This is a genomic window from Gracilibacillus salitolerans (genome assembly GCF_009650095.1).
GTDB classification, from domain to species: domain Bacteria; phylum Bacillota; class Bacilli; order Bacillales; family Amphibacillaceae; genus Gracilibacillus; species Gracilibacillus salitolerans.
On the sequence record NZ_CP045915.1, the window covers coordinates 2,457,156 to 2,473,471 of the forward strand.

At 34.1% G+C, this 16,316-nt stretch carries 17 protein-coding genes and 2 pseudogenes; 13 read left to right on the forward strand and 6 right to left on the reverse strand.

The genetic code is table 11. The features are described from left to right. Positions 1 to 51 precede the first annotated feature (51 nt). The 4 genes from hflX (at position 52) to glnA (ending at position 4,393) form a co-directional block, all read left to right on the forward strand. Positions 52 to 1,305: a GTPase HflX gene (gene hflX / locus GI584_RS11490; RefSeq protein WP_321197137.1), complete on the forward strand. Its 1,254-nt coding sequence runs from the start codon at positions 52 to 54 to the stop codon at positions 1,303 to 1,305. After that, the gene (locus GI584_RS11495; RefSeq protein ID WP_153791310.1) at positions 1,302 to 2,516 is read left to right on the forward strand and encodes a methionine gamma-lyase family protein; all 1,215 of its coding nucleotides are present in this window, start codon (positions 1,302 to 1,304) and stop codon (positions 2,514 to 2,516) included. The genes hflX and GI584_RS11495 overlap by 4 nt, the downstream gene beginning before the upstream one ends. Positions 2,517 to 2,640: 124 nt before the next feature. Further along, positions 2,641 to 3,036, forward strand: coding sequence for a MerR family transcriptional regulator (locus GI584_RS11500; protein WP_153791311.1), 396 nt, complete (start codon positions 2,641 to 2,643; stop codon positions 3,034 to 3,036). Between the two features lie 25 nt (positions 3,037 to 3,061). Continuing rightward, a complete protein-coding gene (glnA, locus tag GI584_RS11505; RefSeq protein ID WP_153791312.1) occupies positions 3,062 to 4,393 on the forward strand; it encodes a type I glutamate--ammonia ligase in 1,332 nt (443 codons plus the stop codon). 117 nt (positions 4,394 to 4,510) lie between these two features. Here glnA and GI584_RS11510 read toward each other — a convergent pair whose 3' ends face one another. Beyond that, a complete protein-coding gene (locus GI584_RS11510) occupies positions 4,511 to 4,960 on the reverse strand; it encodes a tyrosine-type recombinase/integrase (protein ID WP_228552394.1) in 450 nt (149 codons plus the stop codon). Next, entirely contained in the window at positions 4,947 to 5,201 is a 255-nt protein-coding gene (locus tag GI584_RS24040; RefSeq protein WP_228552395.1) for a tyrosine-type recombinase/integrase, read from the reverse strand. Before GI584_RS24040 ends, GI584_RS11510 begins: the two co-directional genes overlap by 14 nt. Before the next feature lie 320 nt (positions 5,202 to 5,521). Here GI584_RS24040 and GI584_RS11515 point away from each other — a divergent pair, with 320 nt between their 5' ends. The 7 genes from GI584_RS11515 (at position 5,522) to GI584_RS11545 (ending at position 10,411) form a co-directional block, all read left to right on the forward strand. Continuing rightward, entirely contained in the window at positions 5,522 to 5,752 is a 231-nt protein-coding gene (locus GI584_RS11515; protein WP_153791313.1) for a hypothetical protein, read from the forward strand. Positions 5,753 to 5,891: 139 nt separating this feature from the next. Further along, a complete protein-coding gene (locus GI584_RS11520; protein ID WP_153791314.1) occupies positions 5,892 to 6,065 on the forward strand; it encodes a hypothetical protein in 174 nt (57 codons plus the stop codon). A 118-nt stretch (positions 6,066 to 6,183) separates the two neighbouring features. Further along, entirely contained in the window at positions 6,184 to 6,438 is a 255-nt protein-coding gene (locus GI584_RS11525) for a phage holin (protein ID WP_153791315.1), read from the forward strand. Positions 6,439 to 6,477: 39 nt separating this feature from the next. Continuing rightward, positions 6,478 to 6,945, forward strand: coding sequence for a hypothetical protein (locus GI584_RS11530; protein ID WP_153791316.1), 468 nt, complete (start codon positions 6,478 to 6,480; stop codon positions 6,943 to 6,945). 608 nt (positions 6,946 to 7,553) lie between these two features. After that, a complete protein-coding gene (locus GI584_RS11535) occupies positions 7,554 to 8,246 on the forward strand; it encodes a YetF domain-containing protein (RefSeq protein WP_153791317.1) in 693 nt (230 codons plus the stop codon). Positions 8,247 to 8,656: 410 nt separating this feature from the next. Further along, a complete protein-coding gene (locus GI584_RS11540) occupies positions 8,657 to 9,976 on the forward strand; it encodes a hemolysin family protein (RefSeq protein WP_153791318.1) in 1,320 nt (439 codons plus the stop codon). A gap of 234 nt (positions 9,977 to 10,210) precedes the next feature. After that, positions 10,211 to 10,411, forward strand: a complete 201-nt coding sequence (locus tag GI584_RS11545) for a hypothetical protein (protein WP_153791319.1) — start codon at positions 10,211 to 10,213, stop codon at positions 10,409 to 10,411. A 354-nt stretch (positions 10,412 to 10,765) separates the two neighbouring features. Here the strand turns inward: GI584_RS11545 and GI584_RS24045 are convergent. The 4 genes and pseudogenes from GI584_RS24045 to GI584_RS11565 form a co-directional block, all read right to left on the reverse strand. Next, positions 10,766 to 10,930 (reverse strand): annotated as a pseudogene (locus GI584_RS24045) (site-specific integrase); the annotation flags it as partial. A gap of 241 nt (positions 10,931 to 11,171) precedes the next feature. Next, a pseudogene (locus GI584_RS11555) lies at positions 11,172 to 12,333 on the reverse strand (IS3 family transposase). Between the two features lie 190 nt (positions 12,334 to 12,523). Continuing rightward, positions 12,524 to 12,820, reverse strand: coding sequence for a DUF378 domain-containing protein (locus GI584_RS11560; RefSeq protein ID WP_153791320.1), 297 nt, complete (start codon positions 12,818 to 12,820; stop codon positions 12,524 to 12,526). Between the two features lie 755 nt (positions 12,821 to 13,575). Further along, entirely contained in the window at positions 13,576 to 13,875 is a 300-nt protein-coding gene (locus GI584_RS11565; protein ID WP_153791321.1) for a putative quinol monooxygenase, read from the reverse strand. 630 nt (positions 13,876 to 14,505) lie between these two features. On the opposite strand from GI584_RS11565, the gene erm(A) reads away from it, so the two are divergent. After that, the gene (erm(A), locus tag GI584_RS11570) at positions 14,506 to 15,237 is read left to right on the forward strand and encodes a 23S rRNA (adenine(2058)-N(6))-methyltransferase Erm(A) (RefSeq protein ID WP_153791322.1); all 732 of its coding nucleotides are present in this window, start codon (positions 14,506 to 14,508) and stop codon (positions 15,235 to 15,237) included. A 578-nt stretch (positions 15,238 to 15,815) separates the two neighbouring features. Further along, complete coding sequence (locus GI584_RS11575; protein ID WP_153791323.1) at positions 15,816 to 16,124, forward strand: hypothetical protein; 309 nt, start codon at positions 15,816 to 15,818, stop codon at positions 16,122 to 16,124. Positions 16,125 to 16,316: the final 192 nt, after the last annotated feature.

Below are 16,316 nucleotides of genomic sequence, written 5' to 3' on the forward strand. Positions count from 1 at the left end.
TTCTATGCATGAAAACGATAGCTGTTGTAACACTAATAAGAAAAATAGTAGGTGATCGACATCGAGAAAGTATTATTAATTGCTATTATGCATGACCAAAGAGATGAAGAACAGTTTTATTATTCATTAAATGAACTAGAGGCTCTTGTGAAAACTGCAGAAGGAAAAGTAGTTGAAACAATCGTTCAAAAACGACCAACACCTCATCGAAAATATTACATAGGTGAAGGTAAACTAGAGGAAATTAAACAAATTGTAGAAGAAAAAGATATTGAAGTTGTCATAACTAATGAGGAATTATCTGGTGGTCAGTCAAGAAATTTACAAGAACAGTTAGGTGTTCATGTAATTGACCGAAGCCAGCTGATATTGGATATATTTGCGGCAAGGGCACGTACTAAAGAAGGTAAGCTGCAAGTAGAGCTTGCACAATATTCGTATATGCTGCCAAGACTGCACGGCCAAGGGGCTGAATTATCTAGGCTCGGTGGTGGAATTGGTACCAGGGGACCTGGTGAAACGAAGCTTGAAACGGATCGTCGCCATATTCGAAATCGGATGGATGATATTAAAAGACGTTTAAAGCAAGTTGTCAATCAACGGGAACAATATCGTGGTAATAGACGTAAACACCAACTTTTTCAAGTCGCTGTTGTTGGGTATACAAATGCAGGTAAATCAACTTTGTTTAACAGTTTAACGAAAAGCGATTCTATCTATGAAGATAAATTATTTGCAACCCTAGATCCTTTATCAAGAAGAATGAAGTTACCGTCTAACCTTGAAGTGTTATTAACAGATACGGTAGGTTTCATTCAAGATTTACCGACCGCTTTAATAGCTGCTTTTCGTTCCACGTTAGAAGAAGTTCGAGAAGCAGATCTTATTCTTCATGTTATCGATGTTGCTGCACCGAATCGGGATGATCACGAAAAAACAGTATATCGGTTATTGTCAGAATTAGAAGCCGATAACATCCCGATTTTAACTATTTATAATAAAAGGGATTTAATTGAAGTTGATGATTTTGTCCCTTCAGCACATCCGTATTTAATGATTAGTGCCATAGAAGGGGAAGATATTGTCACCGTTAAACGAGAAGTAGAAAAACTAATTAAAGAAGAATGGACTTATTTCTCAGGCTTTGTTCCTGAAGAGAAAGCAAGTAAACTAGCTAAAATACGTCAATATACCATTTTAGAGAAACAGACATATGCAGAGGACAAATTAGGCTATCATGTAGAAGGATTTGTTGATCCTAATCATGCTATTATGAAAGAAATAAAGGAGTTTCATCACGAATGAATCAATCATGGATAAGGGAAATTGAGAAACAAATAGAACCAATTTTCCAAGACATTCTAAAAAATGAATTTTATAATCAAGATAAAGTATTAAAAGCTTTTCAAAAACACCAAGTTAGTGACAGTGATTTTAACCCGACGACTGGATACGGTTATGATGACTTCGGAAGAGATAAGTTAGAAGCTGTTTATGCTTCTGTGTTTGGTGCTGAGGATGCACTTGTCCGTCCTCAAATAACTTCTGGAACCCATGCCATAAGTACAGCTTTGTTCGGTGTGCTTCGTCCAGGAGATGAACTTTTGTATATTACCGGAAAACCATACGATACATTAAATAAAGTGATTGGCCATGAAAAACATGTCTCAGGATCACTTTCTGATTTTGGAGTTCAATTTCATTATACGGATCTAGTAGATGGTTATATTGATATTGATCAAGTAAAACAACATATTAACCATCAGACTAAAGTGGTTGCTATTCAGCGCTCAAAGGGCTATGATGACAGACCATCGATAACAATAGCTGAAATGGAAAAAATCATTAAGCAAATTCGTCAATTTAAAGCGGAAGTTATTATATTTGTTGACAATTGCTATGGAGAATTTGTGGAAATGAGAGAACCAACTGATCTGGATGTTGATCTGATTGCTGGATCTTTGATTAAGAATCCAGGTGGTGGCATTACCAGAATGGGTGGTTATATTGCAGGAAAAAAACAATATGTGGAGATGGCAGCTAATCGTTTGACTGCTCCAGGGATCGGTAAAGAAGTAGGAGCAAGCATCGGGATGTTACAAGAAATGTATCAAGGTTTATTTCTTGCTCCACATGTGGTGAGTGAAGCCTTAAAAGGGGCTGTATTTACGTCTGCTTATTTACAAAAATTAGGATATAACACAACACCTGCTTTTGATGCTCACCGAACTGATTTAATCCAATCAGTTACTTTTCATTCTTCCGAACAAATGATTGCTTTTTGTCAAGCAATTCAAAGACAATCTCCCATCAATTCACATGTTCTTCCATATCCCGCTCCAATGCCGGGTTATGAAGATGATGTAATAATGGCTGCAGGAACTTTTATACAAGGAGCAAGTTTAGAATTAACTGCAGACGGGCCAATAAGATATCCTTATACCGCTTTTGTACAGGGAGGGCTTACTTACAATCATGTTAAACTAGCGGTTATAAATGCAGCTAATGGGCTGTAATAAGGGATCGACAAGCATTAATATAAAATACCGTTTGATATGTTAACTTATCTAACATCTCTTGACATGAAAATTGCACAGTGTATAATAGAGTTATAGAAAACAGATGGAAGGGGTGAATGAGATGAGTTATTTAGATAGACGTTCCATGCCCTTGTTTTCTATCGGAATTGTTAAATCACTTACAGGATTAACCGCACGACAAATCCGATACTATGAACAGCATCAATTGATTCATCCATCTCGAACAGAAGGAAATCAAAGGTTATTTTCTTTTAATGATGTAGACCGTCTATTAGAGATAAAAGAATTGATTGAAAAGGGTCTTAATTTAGCAGGCATAAAACAAGTGCTTGAAATGAAAACTATGCCGAAGACAGAGCAATCTGCTTCAAATGCAAAATCATCAGAAATATCTGAAAAGGAATTGCGAAAGATATTGCACAAAGAATTATTTGATGCTGGTAGATTAGGTAAAACTTCGTTAAGACAGGGAGAATTATCAAGGTTCTTCCATTAAAATTATAAAGGAGAGAGTTTAATCAATGGGATTAACTAAAGAAGAGATCAAGCAAAGAATTAAAGAGGAAAATGTAAAATTTATCCGCTTGCAGTTCACAGATTTACTTGGAACAATCAAAAACGTTGAGATTCCATTAAGTCAATTGGATAAAGCTTTAGACAACCAAATGGTATTTGATGGTTCCTCAATCGAAGGTTTTGTACGTATTGAAGAATCTGATATGAAGCTTTATCCAGACTTAGATACTTTCGTTGTATTCCCATGGACTTCTGAAAAAGGGAAAGTTGCGCGTTTTATCTGTGATATCTATAATACAGATGGTACTCCATTTGAAGGATGTCCTCGTTATAACTTAAAACGTAACCTGAAAAGAGCAGAAGATCTAGGTTTTACTGCCTTTAACATTGGTACGGAACCAGAATTCTTCTTATTCAAATTAGATGAAAAAGGTGATCCTTCTCTAGAACTTAACGATAAAGGTGGTTATTTTGACCTTGCACCAACAGATTTAGGTGAAAACTGCCGTCGCGATATCGTACTTGAACTAGAAGAAATGGGATTTGAAATCGAAGCATCTCACCACGAAGTTGCTCCAGGTCAGCACGAAATTGATTTTAAATATTCTGATGCTGTTAAGCACGCAGATGATATTCAAACATTTAAACTAGTTGTTAAAACTATTGCACGTAAGCACGGTTTACATGCTACATTTATGCCTAAACCACTTTTCGGTGTTAACGGTTCTGGTATGCACTGTAACATGTCATTATTCAAAGGAAAAACAAATACTTTCTTAGATGAAAATGGACCACTTGAATTAAGTGAGACTGCATATCAATTCATCGCAGGTATTATTAAGCATGCTCTTTCATTTACAGCGGTAACAAACCCAACTGTAAACTCTTATAAGCGTCTTGTGCCTGGTTATGAAGCACCTTGTTATGTAGCTTGGTCTGGATCTAACCGTAGCCCATTAATCCGTGTACCAGCTTCTCGTGGATTAAGTACACGTGTTGAGGTACGTAGTGTAGACCCAGCTGCTAACCCATACTTAGCTTTATCTGTACTGTTAGCGTCTGGTTTAGACGGAATTGAAAACAAATTAGAAGCTCCAAAAGCAGTAGATCGCAACATTTATGTAATGGATAAAGAAGAGCGTGAAGCTAATGGAGTAAAAGATTTACCTGCAACATTAGCAGATGCATTAGATGAATTGAGAAAAGATGAAACAATTGTTGAAGCTCTTGGTGAGCATTTATTCGAACATTTTATCGAATCAAAAGAAATCGAATGGGATATGTTCCGTACACAAGTACACCCTTGGGAAAGAGAACAATATATCCAAGCATATTAATCAGCGGAAACCCTTGGCACTGTTGGTGTCGGGGGTTTTTGTTTTGTAAATGAATCCCTGTTTTTTGATTTGTTCTGGGTGAAAACCCAGAGCTTACCCAGAAAGTCGTTTCTAACATTAATCATCTAATATACTGCTCATGTGATCTTCGTAACTAATCATATCTTTTTCTTTTATTCGATTTGAGATATGAGCATATACATCTGCGGTAATTTGATAACTCCCATGACCAAGTCTTTCTTGAATAGCTTTCATATCCCATCCGGCTTCCATTAATAAGACTGCATGTGTATGCCTCAATGAATGAATAGGTAAGTTCGGCAATTCAGCATTTTTTAGTATTCTACTAAAAGAATTAAATAGTGTACTTTTCGGCATGAAATCTCCATTTTCTCTACACAATACAAGGTTTAAATCATAGTTATATAGTTCCTCGAATTCTTTTTTGTTTTCATTCTGCCAGGATAAGTGAAATTTGAGTTTATTTAATAATGAATTTCTTAGAGTTATGATTCTAGATGATTTATATGTTTTAGGATCACCAAAAATATCTTCATTCTCGTCCAAGGGTTTTATTAATCTCCACCGTACCTTCTTTAAATTTTATGTCTGACCATTGAATTTCAGCAGCTTCTCCTTTACGCATTCCAGTTTCAACAAAAAAATATAAAAATAGCCAATAGATATACCCGTATTGTCTTGCAGATCTTAGAAAAGTTGGAATATCGTATGAGTCTATAAATTTTATAGTTTTATCCTTGTCTTTTCCTTTAATAACTGCACCTATAGCAGGGTTCCTTTCAAACATATTCAGTTGATATGCTTTTTCGAGTGCGTTTCTAGCGGTACCGTGTATGATCTCTATTGTGCGCTTAGAATATTTTTTATCGAATAATAGGATATTCTTATAGTATATAATATAATTGTAATGTATGTGTAATAATTTGTAAAAAATAAACCTTTTAATTATCTAATTTACGAACAGGTCACTAGTGACTGTTTTTATTTTGCGTTGTATATACATTGTAAGAAACGGATAAGTCTAGTAAAGGCACCTTTTATAAGGTGTATTTTTATGCAGGAATATCCTTCTTTTTGTCGAATTGTGATAAGGAGGAGGGGTTTCAAATGATATTAGTTACTATCGACCATTCATATGTAAACGATTATTTTCAAATTGACACTATTGAAGTAAATTTAGATGAGGAAGAAGAAAAAGTAAGAGTAGAGAAGTTAGCGAAAAAACTTGAAGGTGCTTTAGTAGATCCTGATAGACTTTTAAGCCAACGTATTGCAGATGAGCTCAAAGTTGATGTTAGGCTTATTGATTTAGATACAAATGAAATTGATTTAATGTAAAGCATCTCAAATGAGGTGCTTTTTTTATACCCAAAAATAAAGAGGGAGTCTGATCTCCCTCGAGCACTCTATAAATATAGGGGGGTTAAAGTGCTTCTTATATTATACGAGTAAAGTTGAATTTTGAAGGGGGTTGAGCATGTCAGATAACCAATGGTATACAAACAAGGACCTTTTCGAACTCATCAACAATATGAGCTCAGACTTTCATGATTTACGTTCAGAAATGAAAGAGACCAGGAACATCATAAAAAAGTACAACGGCTTACGTGAAGAATTAGGCATTGTCAAAGACAAAGTTGAAAAGATGTAAGCAAGATCAGAAGGTCGACTATCGGTAGGTGAAGCTATTCGCAATTGGGGCGGATGGCTTTTTGCTTTTATTACGTTAGTTATATTAATCATTACTAAATTTTAAGGAGCTGATATAAATGAAAGAGCAATTAAAAAAAATCGATAACAAATGGGTGAGATTAGTAGTGTTAATTGTTGTTTTCGTAAATACAGGATTTACTATTGTAGGTACACCGTTATTACCATTTTCAAATGAAGAAATTGTCGTTGGATTAACATTTGCAGCAGATGCCGCAGCTATGACTTGGGCGTACTGGAAAAATAACAGTTTTACGTTTGCAGCTAAAGTTGCAGATGATCACTTAAAACAAATGAAGGAGGGTAAGCAATGACCAAAGATTATACTAATTAAAATAAATTGAGGTGCAAGAATGCTTATTAAAATAATACTATGGGGAATATTAATACTTCCTTGGATTTCATTAGTATGGATAGAAAAAGAAGCGATCAAGCGTTATATGCCTGTTACAATTTTCACTTCATTACTCGTAACAATCTGGTTTGAATTCGGTTATGCTTATCGATGGTGGACGATACTTGAACGTATTGTACTATGGGGGTTTATAACCGATGTTAGTTTTGTTTATGGACCTTTTGCGGTTGGTACAATATGGATTTTTTATTTAACATACCAAAAATTTTGGATTTACGTTTTAACCAATATTGGAATTGATGCTTTCTTTTCGTTCTTAGGATTAACTTGGTTTGTTGAAGGAATGGGAATTGCTACTATTAATATCGACAGATGGATAATTTTCATCATATATATTTCTTTTTCCTTTGTAATATATGGATACCAAGCATGGCAAGAAAAAATTTTTATTCCAATCGCAAAATAATTATCGAGATGAAATTAATTAAACCTGTGGGAAAAAGCAAAATAGCTTGTTAGGACAGATATTTGAGTAGAGTGGTGGGTTTTTGTTTAATATGCTATAATACCGACCAAGGGAGCAAGACTTCCTTCATTGTGTTCAGTCCTCATCACGATTAGTCCTACAACCCTAACGTAGTAACAAAGTGATGAGGACTATTTCACTTTCTCTCTCATTTCTGCATTTTCAAACAATTCCTCCAAAATAACCAAAACCTTCTTCCTTATAGCCGGATTAAAATACCTCCTTTTTTCTTCTTTGCGTTTGGCATAAAAAGTGTATTGTGTAAACTGCATTGATCTGCTAGTTTGCAACGCTTTAAAATTATTCAGGTAGTTTCAATTCACACATTTCCTCTAGTTTTTTACTCAATTGATTACCATAAATTTCATGTTTTCGCTGATTTTAAATAATTATTGTCTTAAGTTAAAATCATTCTGGAACAAAAGTAATCACTTTTACTGAAAGTTGATTTCTAAGTAAGTGGATATAGATTGATCATAATGAAATAAAGTATATATACATCATCAGTAAGGCAATAATGATGGTAAAAAATATAAAGGATGTTTGGAATGAATGAGTATGTATCAATTGCAGTTGAATTATTATTGGGATTTGTTATCCTATTTTTAATAATAAAACTTCTAGGGAAAACCCAGTTCTCGCAAATTACTCCTTTTGATTTTATATCTGCATTAATTTTAGGAGAACTTGTCGGAAATGCAGTTTATGATGATGAGGTAAAGCTTGGTCAAATAACATTTGCTATTTTGTTTTTTGGGGTTCTAATATATTTTGTTGAAATGTTAACTCAAAAGTTTAAAAATTCCCGGAAACTCTTTGAGGGAGAACCCAACATAGTTATACATAAGGGGCAGATAAAGTATGATACTTTAAAAAAGATAAAACTGGACATAAATGCTTTGCAGGGACTAATACGACAACAAGGTTATTTCTCCATGCAAGAAGTAGAATACGCAATCATGGAAACAAATGGTGTGGTAAGTGTTTTACCTAAATCCGAATATGACGTTCCTAAAAATAGTGATTTAAACTTATCTGCGAGCCCTGTTAATTTACCAATAACACTTATTTTAGATGGAGAAGCTGTATACGATAATTTAAAAGAACTTGGATTTGATGAAAAATGGCTAAAAGAACAACTAGTAAAACAAAATATTACTAGTTATAAAGATGTCTTATATGCAGAATGGCGACAAAATAAACCGCTTTTTGTGTTAAGATATGAGAAGAAAGAAAGTTAATTTTAAACACTTTTTAAATAGAGGCTACATAACTAAAGAACACTCCAAAAAGCACTTAACCATCCACAAGTGTAAATTAATAATCTGGAGTCGAGTATTGATTTAGAAAGTTACGACATACATTAATTCAGATAAAAAGTCGTATTATTGGTATATGTTCAGTTTGAAAACCATAACATTTTAATGTATATTTATCTTAATTCATAGAAGAAAGGACGATGAATTAGTGGTGAGATACTAGAACTAGACGATGGAGTTTAAATGAAGTTGGCTTTCTCGTGCATTATTGATTTATTATAAGCAAATGGGGTTATGGTCATATTCAGATATTCTTCCCATTTTGCTACTTACCACAACGTTATCAGGTAGTATTTTTTTTGGAGGTGAATTCCCTTTTCTAAGGGAACTTAATGGATAGTATATTAATGATTAACCTTTTGCTAGTAATACTTTTAATCGGGTTAACAGCCTTTTTTGTAGGGGCAGAATTTGCAGTAGTGAAAGTAAGGATGTCACGGATAGATCAGTTAATTGCAGAAGGAAACAAAGCGGTACCGATTGTTAAAAAGCTGGTCACTGATTTAGATTACTATTTATCAGCATGCCAGCTTGGTATTACTGTTACGGCCCTCGGGCTTGGGTGGCTCGGAGAACCTACAGTGGAAAAAATATTACACCCATTATTCGATAGTCTAGGTATTACTGCTTCTCTATCAGCAGTAATTAGTTTTGCTGTAGCTTTTGCTTTGGTAACATTTTTACATGTAGTAATCGGTGAGTTGGCACCCAAAACATTAGCAATCCAATATGCCGAACGATTAACTCTTATAATCTCCCGTCCTTTGTATTGGTTTGGTAAGATCATGTTCCCTGCCATCTGGGCATTAAATGGATCTGCCCGTTTGCTACTTCGTGTGTTCGGAGTACAGCCTGCCGGTCATGAACAAGCACATTCAGAAGAAGAACTGAAGATTATCATGACGCAAAGTTATAAAAGCGGAGAAATTAATGAAACCGAACTTTCCTATATGGAAAATATTTTTGCCTTTGATGAAAGAGTGGCGAAAGATATTATGATTCCACGTGTCCAAATGGTAACATTGGATCTAGCGATGACAAGTGAAGAAATTTTCGCTACTATTGATGAGTTTCCGCATACTCGATTTCCTGTAACGGAGAATTATGATAAAGATCATATTGTTGGTTTTGTTAATGTGAAAGATATGTTAAGAAATGTAGTAAAGGAACCTTCATATAAATTAGAAAACGGGTTGCATCATATAGTATTAATAAACGAACAGACTCCTCTTCAGCATGCTATGGTAAAAATGCAAATGGAACGTGTTCATATTGCATTAGTAATTGACGAATTTGGAGGTACTGCAGGATTATTAACATTAGAAGATATCTTGGAAGAAATTGTAGGAGAAATACGAGATGAATTCGATGAAGACGAACGACCTGATATCGAACAAGTTGGAGAACGACAATATAATATTAATGGACGAGTTTTATTGAAAGATCTGACCGAACAGTTTGGTATAGAGTTTGAAAATAAAGAAGGCATAGACACCATCGCCGGATGGTTACAATATCAAAAAGCTGGAATATCTGAAGGTGATGAGATAGTTAGTGATGAAGGAAATAAATGGACAGTAAATGAGATGGAAAATTATCAGATTCTTACGGTAGGTTTAGAAATGAATAAAAAACAAGAAGATAGTGAGTAATACCTAAAAAAACTAAGTTATAAAGAATGAACTTTGTAAACAAAGAGTGTAGTTTTTATTTTGAAAAGGGAGAAAAAATTCTCCCTTTTCATCATCCTATGGATAAAGTGTGGAAGTTCAGTTGATTTAGAGACAAGTTGTATTATTATAAATAACCAGTCCATCGGTTTACAACTAAAAAGTAAAAATATATAATGGCATTAACTACTTTTGAAAGGGGTATCATTCTAAAAAATGGTTGACGATGAACAAAGTGTCTCCAAATTGTATCGGAAGGTTTTGACTTCTAGTGAGGTAAAAGCATTTCTTATTCTCGAAAAGTGTGACGATGAATTAAAACAGGAGCTAATGAAGAAATTAGAAGAGAATGATTCTGTAAAGGCCAGAGTAATGATAAAAAGGTTACACAGAAGATTAAACTTAGATATTGGATAGTTGAAAAGACTATTTTGAAAATAAGCACCTACCGAATAAGTATGTGCTATTGATTTTACCCAGAGATCACCCAGAGAAAACCCAGAAAAATATAATTAATTTGATTTTGCTTGAGTTTTCAAATAGAAAGAGATGCTAGTATAACAATTATTTGAGTTGACTTTATTGCAATTGATTAAGCAGGCATCTAGTCCGTACACAAGTACACCCTTGGGAAAGAGAACAATATTTCCAAGCATATTTATCAGCGGAAACCCTTGGCACTGTTGGTGTCGGGGGTTTTTGTTTGTGTGAGAAAATATTGTGTTTTTTGTCCACCTCAAGACGTACCCCACATAAACACCCCAAAAAAATTTAATTTTTATTAAAAGTTGTGATTTGATTGATGTAAAATTCATAATTAGCCATTGATTTTTCATCAAGTCGTTTTGAAATGTGTGAATACACGTCTGCAGTTATTTGGTAGCTATCATGTCCTAATCTTTCTTGGATAAATTTCATATCATTACCAGCTTCTAATTGACCTTTGCAGAGGTAAAAAGGGTAGCTTAGTTAGTAAAGCATTACAAAGCAAAATTGCTGCTAAAGTAGACGGTTTGCTAGGTCCTAATACAATTGGAAGACTACAGAAGTATTTGGGTACACCTTATGATAAAAAATTAAGTCGTCCGTCACTGGTTGTGGAAGAGCTACAGCGTCGTTTGAATAAAGGAACATTATAATATGAACTGACCTAGTAATATGAGACAAGAAAAAGCACCTAGGCTGCCTTTGCCCTGAATTGAACAGGAGAAAGGCAGTTTAATTTTGAAAATGGTCGTATATAGTTGTAATAATACATGTACAATTCCACTTTTTCTAGTACAATGGAATTTGTAAGACGCATCTTTTGATGTGTGTAGAATTCTTCCGACTTTATGGTGGAGTGGAAGGATTCAATGACGGCATTATCAAAGCAATTACCTTTCCGGGACATGCTTGTGATAATGCCTTTTTCTTCAGCTAATTCTTGAAAAGCGTAGGATGTGTATTGAGCCCTTGATCACTATGAAGAATTAATCCCTTTGTTTCACGTCCATTACAAGCTGCTTTCAGTGTTTCTAGCACTAATTCTTCTTCTTGGTTATGACTCACTCGATAAGCGACAATTTCGTTATTATACAAATCCATAATGGTTGATAAATACATCATTGATTCCCCAAAAGGCAAGTAAGTAATATCAGTAACCCACTTTTGATTTGGTCTATCTGCCTTGAAATTTTGTTCCAATAAATTAGGAACGACGCATTTACTTTCACCGGCGATGTTCGATTTTCTCTTTGGTTTTACCCGACATTGGATTTTATATTTTTGCATGATCCTTTGTGCAGTAAGTCTGTTCACAGAAATGTTGTGTTCCTCTTTAAGTAACTTTTTAACCATTCGGTGTCCTACTCTGTAATGTAGGGATTTACAAATATCAATAATAAGTTGTTCTAGTTCTGTTGGCTCCCACGACTTTTGAGCCCAACGATAGTAAGTGGACCTAGGAACTCTGATACAATCACAAATCATCGATACAGTATAAACTTCCTTTAACGACTCTACTAGTTCTATAACTATCTCTGGTACCAACTCCTTTCGATTTCCTGGTACTTTTTTAAGATTTCATTTTGGATTTCTAGATGTCTGATTTGCCTTTTTAACTGATCTACTTCGTTTAGTTCTTCAGGCCCTTTTCCAAAGGAATATTGTTTACCGATGGGTTGTGACAACCGATGTTCTTCTCCATCTCGAAACCATTTCATCCATCTTTTAATTTGACTTACGCTACGGATTCCAAACTTTTTCATAATCTGTTTATTTGTATATTTTTTAGACAACTTCATTTCAATGACTCTACGTTTCACTTCTTCAGAATAAACATTTTTCTTTTCCCCCATGAGAAAAGCACCTCCTAAAAGTCGTTAATTTTTATATACGACTCTGGGGGTGCTTTTTCCTCTGTCTCATTTAATTAGGTCTCCTCAATAAGTGGTGGGTTTTTCTTTAAATGAAAATGGACCGGCTTGGAAGAACCGGTCCTAACAAATGACGTGATATTATGAATTATCAAAACGTCAAAGTAATTGATCATTTCTCTTTATCATTTTTAAATTCAGTGGGATCATTTTCCTCCGCAAACTCAGTAGAATAGGTTAAATTTCTGCCTCTCGCACTCTCTCTTTCATCCTCATCTGCTGGAGCAAACAATAAAGGTAAACAGAGCAAGGCGCCAATTCCCACCAATGTATAGATTACTCTGGACAGTGCAGCATCTTGTCCTCCGAATATAGCTGCAACCAAATCAAATTGAAATAATCCAATTAACCCCCAGTTTATACCACCAATAATTACTAATGCTAAAGCAATACGTTTTATTGTATCCATTTATGTCGCCTCCTTTTTAGAAATGTTAATATTTATTATTAGTTTATTTTTCTAAGTTATACGATTAATTATTAAATTTATTCAATAAAAAAAGACAGCTTTAGCTGCCTACTTTTGTGTCTATCCCCTAAAAAACCCCTCCAATATTTAACAACACCTTCTTCCATATAGCCGGATTAAAATATCTCCGTTTTTCTTCCTTTCTTTTTGAATAAACGGTGTACTCTGTAAATTATTTTTTATGAGAAGAAATAAAATAGTACATTTATCTATACATCCATTTTTTTCAGTAATATTATAATTGAGAGTAATCCCCTCTCTTAAATGATTTATAATCAATTTTGTTGAATCTAGCTCTATTGTTGAATTATGGGGTTAGATTCTTTTCGATATTTCGCTTCTAAAACAACTCCTCCGGATTAACCAAAACCTTCTTCCTTATAGCCGGCATAAAAGTAGATGGAATTTGGGGTACTAAGCTGCATTCGTTAACCTTACGTGGATTTTACAAGCTATTTTGTACTTTGAAAGATACGAGCCATAAGGCATTGACTCAGAGTTTGGTAATCTCACTCAATCAGCAGTATGATCTTTTTAACGTGACAACGGCTTAGTAATTGATGATAAACCAGGTAAGAAAACATTTGCTAAGTTGTTTGAGTAAAATGAAGTCGTGAATACAAAATCTATGTAGTTAACAAAAGCCCGGGCGTGGAAAACTAGGGCTTAATTAAGGTTACTTCCATTTTAACTATTTAAAATGGAGGTCCAGATTTTTTAATTTCATGTTTTTGCATTTCTACATTGAGAATCGGGGTAATCTCCTTTGGAGGATTAGCAATAGCACGCCATGCTTCTAAATCCTCTTCGGACTGCCAAAATTCGAAGTTGTTTATCCTTGTAGTATCAACTGGATCAGCTGTGATTGCTAAGTCAATACAACCTGGAGCTCGTCGAGCGCGTTTTATAAGATCTTCGTGGATCTCAACAACCTCGTTTCGCATACTCGCGTCAACAGTAAACCATCCTGCTATTATTACTTTATTCGAACTCATAAACATTCTCCTTTCAAAATATATATTATAATTAATGATATCAAATTATTTATTATTAAATTTCTTATAAATTGCGAACTTTTTATGTTTAATCTTTATTACTTTTTTAAATAATTTCCTTATCCCTCTACCAGCTGCTTTACCAACTCTATGCCAACAGATACGTTTACCTACACAACCTTTTCTTATTGCATCTACATCATTCCAGATGCGTATTAAGCATAGTATAATAATCTTTAGTATTTAAAGTATTTAAGGTTTGTGATACTCTACTTTAAGTACATAATATCACTCTTATAAAAACATTAAGAGCAAGAATAAAAAGTTGTAAAAAGAAAACACCCGACTATAAAACCAAGTCCAAAAATTATCTGGAGAACTTTATTCTAAAAAGTAATCGGAAATGATATAATAAGTTTTATAAGGGAGGATTCAAATATGTGCACCAGTATTGCAGTAGTAGATTTTACTTTATCTCTTTCATAATGAAAAGATTGGAAAGGAGATAAAAGTATGGGTATATTTTCTATATTTGTCATTAAATGAGTTCATTATCAACCAAATCAAAAATAATTGGTTATAATGAACTCTTATGGTCAGTTCATTATAACCAGCAAGGAGAAGGTTATAATGAACCAGAAAAACCCAAAAGACACGCAAAATTTTATTACTTCTAAAAAGCATGTAAAAGAAATATTGAATCATACGAATATCAATAAACAAGACAATGTAATAGAAATCGGAGCAGGAAAAGGGCATTTTACCAAAGAACTAGTCGAAATGAGTCGGTCGGTGACTGCTATAGAAATTGAAGAAGACTTATGTCGAACCACTCAAAAAGCGGTGGAGCCTTTTCAGAATATAAAAGTCATCCATACAGATATTCTGAAATTTGCCTTCCCCAAAAATGCAGACTATAAAATATATGGTAATATTCCCTTTAATATCAGTACTGATATTGTCAAAAAAATCGCTTTTGAAAGCCGGTCGAAATATAGTTACCTTCTCGTGGAGGAAGGTTTTGCGAAAAGGTTGCAAAACACGCAACGGGCTTTAGGCTTGCTGTTGATGGTGGAAATAGACATAAAAATCCTAAAAAAAGTGCCACGAGCATATTTTCACCCTAAGCCAAGTGTAGATTCTGTATTGATCGTACTTGAACGACATAAATCATTGATTTTAAAAAAAGACTACAAAAAGTATCAATCGTTTGTTTATAAATGGGTAAACAGAGAATATCATGTTCTTTTTACTAAAAACCAATTCCGACAGGCCTTGAAGCATGCAAATGTCACAAATTTTAATAAACTATCAAAGGAACAATTTATATCTATTTTCAATAGTTACAAATTGTTTCACTAAATGAAATGTAACGAAGCGTTCTCTAGTTCCTTAGAGTACGCTTTTCTTTCAAAAAAATTTTCAAAAATAAAAATCAATCAGTTGTTTTACAACATAAAAGATAAGGTGCTTTTATCTTTTGGCATGACCTCTATAGCTATAGACAGAAATAAAAACCGACTTAATTTATTGAGAAAGCAACTATTGTAAATGGAGAAACATATGAGTGCACAAAAAATTTTATAGGCGAGTCTAGTACAATGAAAAACTTAGTATATAATATCCATGAGAATGAGTTTAATGAAACTACAGGAGAATACCCTGTTTTAGGACAAGGTGTGTTCAAAAACAAAAAAGAGTTTTTATTGAAGGTCTTAAACAATTGAATTTATATAAGGATAATTTAGTTTGCCAATTAGTCAAAAGTGATAGCAAATAAAAGAAACTAACTGGAATGTAAGTATGCATCTCAACTGTGGTGCTTTTTTATACCCAAAATAAAGAGGGAGTCTGATCTCCCTCTAGCACTCTATAATATAGGGGGTTTAAAGTGCTTCTTATATTATACGAGTGAAGTCGGATTTTGAAGGGGGTTGAGCATGTCACAATCACAGAAGGAAGTGGAGGATATGGAAAAATTCATGACAGTGCTCATGGAGGTAAAAGGATCGCTCGCCACTCAAAACGAAAAACTAGATACGCTATTAGATCTTAAACCGAAAATAGAAGCTGCTTACGACACAGCAAACAGTGCTGATAGACGATCTCTAGAAAATGAAAAGGATACTGATCGACTAAGAGAAAAAATAAGTACAAGAGCGAGCAAATCAGATGTGGAAAGAATTGTGCAAGAAAAAGACAATTGGAAAAAGAACTTACCTCATAGGAGATGGCTATTATTTTGCTAATCCTTTTTTCTTCAGTTCTTCTCTTTGTTGTCTACCTTTTAGCGTAAGGTAGTTATTCTTAAACCAAGTTCACACGCTAACTACAGTTGTTAACCCTAATGCCATTGATTCTTCAGTAACTACCGGAATAGCATCTAAACTTGCTTGTTCTAACCATACGTTAATCCAAACGAAAACAAGCGAACAGTCCTA